General features: G+C 55.6%; 4 protein-coding genes and 1 pseudogene. All 5 read left to right on the top strand.

Translation table 11 applies throughout. The features are described 5' to 3' along the window. A pseudogene (locus tag RBB82_RS23110) lies at positions 1 to 2,223 on the top strand (hypothetical protein); the annotation flags it as partial. A gap of 87 nt (positions 2,224 to 2,310) precedes the next feature. Continuing rightward, positions 2,311 to 3,090: a hypothetical protein gene (locus tag RBB82_RS23105; RefSeq protein ID WP_433973071.1), complete on the top strand. Its 780-nt coding sequence runs from the start codon at positions 2,311 to 2,313 to the stop codon at positions 3,088 to 3,090. A 276-nt stretch (positions 3,091 to 3,366) separates the two neighbouring features. Then, positions 3,367 to 4,890, top strand: coding sequence for a DUF1254 domain-containing protein (locus RBB82_RS23100; protein WP_433973070.1), 1,524 nt, complete (start codon positions 3,367 to 3,369; stop codon positions 4,888 to 4,890). Positions 4,891 to 5,470: 580 nt separating this feature from the next. Beyond that, positions 5,471 to 6,289: a BamA/TamA family outer membrane protein gene (locus RBB82_RS23095; protein WP_433973069.1), complete on the top strand. Its 819-nt coding sequence runs from the start codon at positions 5,471 to 5,473 to the stop codon at positions 6,287 to 6,289. A gap of 149 nt (positions 6,290 to 6,438) precedes the next feature. Next, entirely contained in the window at positions 6,439 to 7,425 is a 987-nt protein-coding gene (locus tag RBB82_RS23090) for a L,D-transpeptidase (RefSeq protein ID WP_433973068.1), read from the top strand. The last annotated feature ends 66 nt before the right edge of the window (positions 7,426 to 7,491 follow it).

Below are 7,491 nucleotides of genomic sequence, written 5' to 3'. Positions count from 1 at the left end.
CCACGTGAGATGACCCTGAATGGGGCGCGTATTGTTTACTACCAGCCGCAGATTGATCAGTGGGCGGATTACCGGACCCTGGACGCGCGGATGGCCATCTCTGTCACTCCGGCGGGCGGGAAGCCTACGCCCGGAGTGGTCTCGATCCAAGCTCGGACCGATGCCGACAAGGAGACCCGGACGGTCGTCATCAGCAACATCAAGTTGGTTGACACGCGGTTTCCCTCGGTAGACACGGCGACCGACGCAAAGCTGGACGAATTGGTTCGCACGTTTTTCAAGCCGGATAACACGATGACGATCTCACTCGACCGACTGACGGCCGAGGCGGAGGAGGGAAAAGTTTCGGGGCCGGCCGTGAAGGTCGATAACAATCCTCCGAAGATATTTGTCAGCAGAGTGCCGACCGTTTTGCTGTTGGTGGATGACAAAGAGGTACGTGCGCCGATTGAAAAGACGAAGCTTGAGTTTGTCGTCAATGCGAATTGGACGGTGCTGTTCGATACGGCAGGGAAGAAGTATTACCTGCTGAATGGAAAGCAGTGGCTGACTGCGGCCAAACTTGAAGGGCCTTGGACCGTGGCGGCACAACTTCCGAAGGAGATGAGTAAGCTTCCTGCCGACCAGAATTGGGCGGAGGTGAAGAAGGCCATACCGCCGCAAGGTCCGGCTGGCGCTGCTCCTGCGGTGTTCTTCAGTAATGTTCCGGCTGAGGTGATTGAGTTCAAAGGTGCGCCGATCTATACGAAGATTCCGGGCACTCAACTCACGTACGCGACTAATACAAAGAGCGCGGTCTTCGTTCAGACGAACGAACAGAAATATTATTTCCTGGTTTCGGGGCGATGGTTCCGTTCCGCTTCGCTCGATGGGCCGTGGACGTATGCAAGTGAGGACTTGCCCTCGGACTTTGCGAAGATCGCGCCGCATGGGCCGGGTTCGGATGTTTTAGCGTCGGTTCCGGGTACAGAAGAGGCAGAGGATGCTGTTCTGCTGGCTCAGATCCCAACTACCGCAGTCGTGAATATCAAAGAAGCTGAGGCACAGGTAAAAGTTCAGTACGACGGGGAACCTCAGTTCAAGCCGATCGATACTACGACGTTGTCTTATGCGACGAATACGCAAGATAAGGTCATCAAGGTCGGGGACGTATATTACCTCTGTTTTCAGGCTGTGTGGTTCATGTCGACTGCGCCGAATGGTCCGTGGAAAGTGGCTAGCTCCGTGCCGAAAGAGATCTATACGATTCCACCAAGTTCGCCGGTCTATAACGTGACTTACGTTACGCAGGTGCAGACTTCTCCAACTACTGTTGAATGCGATCACACTGCTGGATATCTTGGCATGTTTCTGGTGGGTGCGGCGGTGGGCCTGACGATCGCGTATGGTACGGGTTATTACTATCCGCCTTACTACTACCACCCACCGTATGGTTATCCTATCTATCGTCCGTATCCCACCACGTACGGAGTTGGTGCCTTCTACAGTCCCCACTCGGGCACCTATGGTGTTGCACGAGGCGCCTATGGTCCGTATGGAGGTGTAACCGGAGCGGCTTGGTACAACCCTTCGACAGGTCGGTACGGCAGATCGGTCTCAGCGTACGGTCCGTATGGCAGCGCGACAGCTGCACGCACCTACAATCCCTATACCGGTGTGTATGGTGCAACGCGCCAAGGCTCGAACGCTTACGGCAACTGGGGAAGCTCCGTCGCGGTGCGCGGCGATCAGTGGGCGCAGACCGCACATAGAACAAACTCACAGGGGACCGCGGCGGGCTTTCGTACCTCCGAGGGAGCGCGAGGCGCTGGTTACAGCGGCGCGAATGGGAACAGTGGCTTCGTTGCTCAAGGGAAGAACGACAATATGTACGCCGGCAAGAACGGGGATGTCTACCGCAAGGATTCTAGTGGCGGCTGGCAAAAGTATGACAACGGCGGCTGGTCGGACACGGTTCCCAAGCCAACGCCTCATGCTCAAAATGGGAGCCGAACGCAGGGCACTCAGGCGCAGCAACGTCCACAAGGGGCAGGTAGCAGGCCGAGTGCTACGCAGCAGCCAACTTCTTCAGGAACGATGCAGCAGCTTAACCGAGATGCTCAGGCGCGCCAAACAGGAACGCAACGGACGGAGCGGTTCCAACGATCCGGCGGCTCGGCTCGGCAACAGGGCGGAGGGCGTACAAGAGGTTCTGGAGGAGGGGGGCGCCGTCGGTCTCAGTGACTTGCTTCTAAATTCTTACGATACAACTTCGACTTTTCGGGTCGCGATCATCAACATCACTGCAGCTACCTCCGGGAGACATCTCATATGCTCGATGTGCATCCACCCGATCACGCTGTTCACTCCTGGCGAGACTTTTTCGTTCACATCGCCACGATCGTCATCGGCCTGCTCATTGCCGTGTGTCTCGAGCAGGCTGTCGAGAGCATCCATCACCACAACGAAGTAGCGGAGACTCGAAGAGCTCTCGCGGAGGAACGGGAACAAAACAGAGAGACCTTTCGTCGCAACGCTGAAAGTTATCTTGGCACCGCAGCGCTCTTCCAGAACAACCTTCGCGTCTTCAACTACCTTCGCGAACATCCCGGAACTCCTCAGGCAAAACTACCCGGCGTCGTGCTCTTTCCTCCGAATGTCTTTGAAATCGCTACGGCATCGTGGATCACGGCTGGAGAGACAAGCGTCCTCTCCATGATGCCGCGTAAGGAAGTGACCAGATACGCCGAAACGTACTTCGAACTGAACCGAGCACTGGAAGGTTACAACATCATGACGCTTGCAGCCGCTCACGCTGCGGCTTACACTGCACAGACCTCCGACCCGTCCACCCTGCCGCCTGAAAAGGTAATGCAGGAGATTGATCTGTTGGAGCAGGCAAACGCTCTTCACATGCTTTACGGTCTCTGGCTGCAAACCATAAACCGTAAGCAGCCCGACTTCGTCCCCGGCCTCACGAACGAGCAAGTCTTCGCCTACTCTGGCTTGGCCAACGCAGAAACCCTGCGAGAAAAGTTCCGGGAAGCCTATGCCTTCACGCAACGCGACCTTGACTCCGCGCATAGCATGCTCCCTTTGAACGATCGGTGAAACCTCTCCTTCCAGGAGGTCTGATGTATGTTTCGGTCCCAAAGAACGAGTCTCGATGAACCGGGAAGGCATAAATATGTTTGTCCCAATAAGCAAGTGGTGGTTTACACCGTTTCGCTGTGGCAGGCCAGTGTAATCGGCATAAAGGAATGCATCTCAACGAATTGCGATTTGCGCTACTGCGGTCCGCTGCCGTCGTGGTTCAACAAGACTTGAAAGCCGGATGAAATCGAATTGGTGAAGTAAGAAAGTCGAAATCAAGTGGAGAAAAATAGAATGAAGCAGATAGCGTATCTCATGACATTAGCAGTTTCTGGCGCACTGGCCTTAACCACTGCAGAAGCGCAAACCACGCCGAAGGCGGCGGACATTCCGCTGTCGACCGTGAAGACAATCTCCACTCCCGACAAACTCGACACGCCGATCGGCAGGCTTACGTTCTCTGACGGCGTGCCGACCGGCGACACCGTAAAAACCCTTTACGACAATCTTGACCGCACCCGCGGCGTCACGGTCTATCTCGATAACCTCGGCGCCGTGGCGATTCGCGCCTTTCTTTCGAGCCTTGCCGCGCAAGGTGCTGATGCTCCCAACAAGGTTGCCATTTTCGAGCAGCTGATGGATTCTCAAGCCGTCGTTTTAACGGCGAATACTTCTACTCTCTACGCATTCTCCCGCACTGATCTCGCAAAAGACGGACCGACTGTCATCGAAGTGCCGCCGGGTATGCTCGGCTTTCTGGACGACGATTGGGAGCGCTTCGTCGGAGACCTAGGCGTCACCGGCGCGGACAAGGGCAAAGGCGGCAAGTATCTCGTGTTGCCTCCGGGCTACGACGGCCAGGTTCCTGACGGATATTTCCTGCTGAAGCCTCGAACCAACAAGAACTTTCTTTTCTTGCGCGGCTCGATTGCGAACGGCTTGCAAGCCGGGGCTGAGAACATGACTTCGGGGATTCGGATCTATCCTCTGAAGGATGCGGCCCAGCCCGCTCCCACGACCTTTACCAACTTGTCCGGCAAATCCGTCAACACACTTTTCCCGAACACGATTGACTACTACGAGTTCCTGAACGCTGTTGTCCAAGATGAGCCCATGGACGCCATAGATCCGTCACAGCGCGGCGCGATTGCCACCGTCGGCATCGTCAAGGGCAAGCCGTTCGCTCCTGACGACCGGATGAAAAAGCTGCTCGCCGAATCCGCCGCACTGGGAAGCGCCACCGCGCGCGCCATTACGTACGAGCCGCGCATGAGCGGCGTGTATCTCTATCCCGGCACCGATAGCGTCTGGTCCGGATTCTTCGCCAACGGGAACGCTACGTTTGAGTTGGATGGCACGATGCAGCTTGACGCGGCTGTGCTGTATTACTTCAATGCTGGCGGCGTCACGCCGGCCATGGCCAAGACGGCCGTAGGCGTCGGCTCCGATTACGCAGGCGCGTACTTCGATTCCAAGAAACAGCCGTTCGACGGCGGGAAGACCTACAAGGTCCATCTCCCGCCCAATGTGCCTGTAAACAATTTCTGGGCCGTCACGATCTACGACACGCAGACACGCTCGATGTTGCAGAGCGGCCAGAGCTTTCCCACAGTGGGAAGCCAGACCAAGGGAATAGAGAAGAACACCGACGGCTCGTACGACATCTATTTTGCGCCGAAAGCGCCGGCAGGCAAAGAGAATAACTGGCTTCAGACGATCCCGGGGAAGAGCTGGTTTGTGATCCTGCGCATGTATGGGCCATTGGAGCCATGGCTCAATAAGACCTGGCGCCCGAGTGAGATTGAGCTGGCGAAGTGAATGCCTCGACGTTGCGGGTCAAAACGGAGATGTCTATCGCGAGGAGTCTACGGCTGCTGGCAGAAATATGAAAACGGGCGGTTGGTCGTGTACCGGTTTCAAGCCAACGCCTCATTCTCAAAGTTGGACGGAAGTTGAAAAGATCTTCTCGCCTGGGCAGTCTCACCGGAAAGAGTGATGTAGTAGCCACGATTCTTATGAAGGTAATCGTACTCGTTCTTTTCGCGCTTCTTCAATCGCTCGGCCTATGTACCTGGTGCGCAACGCCGACTTTCCATGGCTGCGTCGCAACCCTTACAGAAACTCAGGAGGGCGAGCGGCCTGGCCAGTCATCAGAATCTGAGAAGACAAAAGCGAAGACTGACAAAAAAAAGAAGGCTTCCACTCATCGGGGCACTTTTGTTGTAGCACCCCTACCGATCGCGAGCCCGGCCATCGGCACCGGAATCATTCCGGCCATCGGATATATCTTTCCGCTTAGCAAGAACGACAAAATCTCTCGCCTCCTTCAACCGTTGGCGGAGCTGGTCTCATCACGAATAATGGTAGTCGTGGATTTGGCTTGGGTGGAGAGTTGTTCATGAAAGAAAACAGATATGCAATCTCCTCTCTCTATGTTCGTGGCAATGTGAACTATGACCTCTACGGCATCGGCACCTCAGCTGGCAACGGAACCCTCAAGGTACCGCTAGACCAAACCGGCCAAGTCTATTTAGGTGAAGCGCTCCGACGTATTCCGTGGCAGTTCTTCATCGGCCCTCGATTTTGGAGCGGAAATTCTGTCGTTGCCGTGAGACCTTCCAGCAACGAAACCGAAGCACCGCCTCCTGCAGACACCGGCCTTCACACTACTTTGCGTGCTTTAGGGTTCCGTGTCGTACGCGATACTCGTCCAAACCATTTCTATCCGACTGCAGGGATGTTTACTCAATTCACGGCCGACTTTTTTACAAAGGCAATTGGGAGCAAATATTCCTTCCAGGCCTATCGATTCAGCTTCAATAAATATGGAACCGTAGCGAAGAACCAGGTGCTGGCCTATAACCTGTATGTCTGCGGTACGGGTGGCGATCCGCCGTTCTATGGAAATTGCATCTACGGCACAAACAACGAGCTGCGAGGGTATGCCGCGGGTCGCTATATCGATCGCTACATGATAGCGACTCAAGTCGAGTATCGATTGTCGCTGCCCAAAGGGTTCGGACTTGCGGCATTTGGCGGTCTTGGCGAGGTGATACCAGGCGGGAAGGAGATCTTCCGAGCCAATAATGTTCTGCCGAGCATAGGGGGCGGACCAAGATATGCGCTCAGTAAGAAGTACCATGTCAATCTGCGAGCGGATTTCGCCCGGGGGAAAGATAGTTGGACCTGGAGCATGGGCGTAGGAGAAGCGTTTTGATCATTCGCGAGCGTGTTGAAACCATCCGAAACCGCAAGACAACGAAGCTTCGGCTGTCGCAGCATTCGCTAGCGAAATACCGGGTAAGTATCGGTGGCTTGTACTTGTAGGTGTTGAATGGGGTCACTCTATATGGAGGGTCAATGAGGATGAGCAGTACTAGGCGGAAGTTTCTCCAAAACGTAACAGGGAGCATCGCTCTGGGATGGACGCATCTTCGGATAGCGGACGGGCTACAGGCTAAGCTTGATGGGGCTAGCGTTACAGACGCGATCGAGCGGCTGAAGCCGGGAGAATATCTGTGGGCGCCAGCGGTTGCGCCGTCCGGGCCAGTTCTGGTCATCGTCAGCCTGCCAGTGCAGCGATGCTCTGTGTATCGCAATGGCGTGTTGATCGGAGTTTCGACTGTTTCCACTGGCAAGGCTGGTCATCGAACACCAACCGGCGTCTTCACCGTGTTGCAGAAGCATATCGATCACAAGTCGAATCTATATAACTCAGCACCAATGCCCTACATGCAGAGACTCACCTGGACCGGGATTGCGATGCACGCGGGAAACTTGCCGGGTTATCCTGCCTCCCACGGCTGTGTTCGAATGCCGTTAGCGTTTGCCAAACTGCTCTATAAGGCGAGCCCCATGGGAATGACCGTTGTCATCACAGATCTCGAGGAACTGCCACGCGTCGCCCCAACCCCTGACCTGCTGCAAAGTATCGCTGCGAATGCTGCCGCGCAAACTGGTCCGTCAATTTGGCAACCGGAGAAGTCGGCTTCTGGTCCGGTCTCTCTTATCCTCAGCGCATCGGATCAGAGGCTCATTGTGTTGCGGAACGGCGTTCTGATTGGTTCCGCGCATGTGACGATCGCGGGTCCCGTAACCGAAACCGCAGCGTACAGTCTCTCTAAAGTCGACGACCAGGGATTTCATTGGATGCAATTGCCCTTGCCTGGACAAAACTGGACCGGTAGCAGGGAAGTGTCGGCGGCCGACCGTGCACGAGTGACCATGCCCGATGACTTCCGGGATCGATTGAACGGGGAACTAACACCCGGTGTCACGCTGGTGGTCACCGCGGATTCTCTTCGGGCGGGAGAGACCGGTAAGAGCCTAACCGTTATCGAGGCTGATACGTAGGATTCGGAGGTAGGAATGTCCATCAGTATTGGACCTGGAGCGCCCGAACTGCACATCGACGATTGA

This window comes from Tunturiibacter lichenicola, from assembly GCF_051013355.1.
GTDB classification, from domain to species: domain Bacteria; phylum Acidobacteriota; class Terriglobia; order Terriglobales; family Acidobacteriaceae; genus Edaphobacter; species Edaphobacter lichenicola_F.
This window is presented reverse-complemented; position numbering and strand designations above follow the sequence as displayed.

Bases quoted from the DNA above. Each gene is read 5' to 3' on its own strand.
- RBB82_RS23105 (WP_433973071.1), top strand. From the start codon at position 2,311: ATGCTCGATGTGCATCCACCCGATCACGCTGTTCACTCCTGGCGAGAC.
- RBB82_RS23100 (WP_433973070.1), top strand. From the start codon at position 3,367: ATGAAGCAGATAGCGTATCTCATGACATTAGCAGTTTCTGGCGCACTG.
- RBB82_RS23095 (WP_433973069.1), top strand. From the start codon at position 5,471: ATGAAAGAAAACAGATATGCAATCTCCTCTCTCTATGTTCGTGGCAAT.
- RBB82_RS23090 (WP_433973068.1), top strand. From the start codon at position 6,439: ATGAGCAGTACTAGGCGGAAGTTTCTCCAAAACGTAACAGGGAGCATC.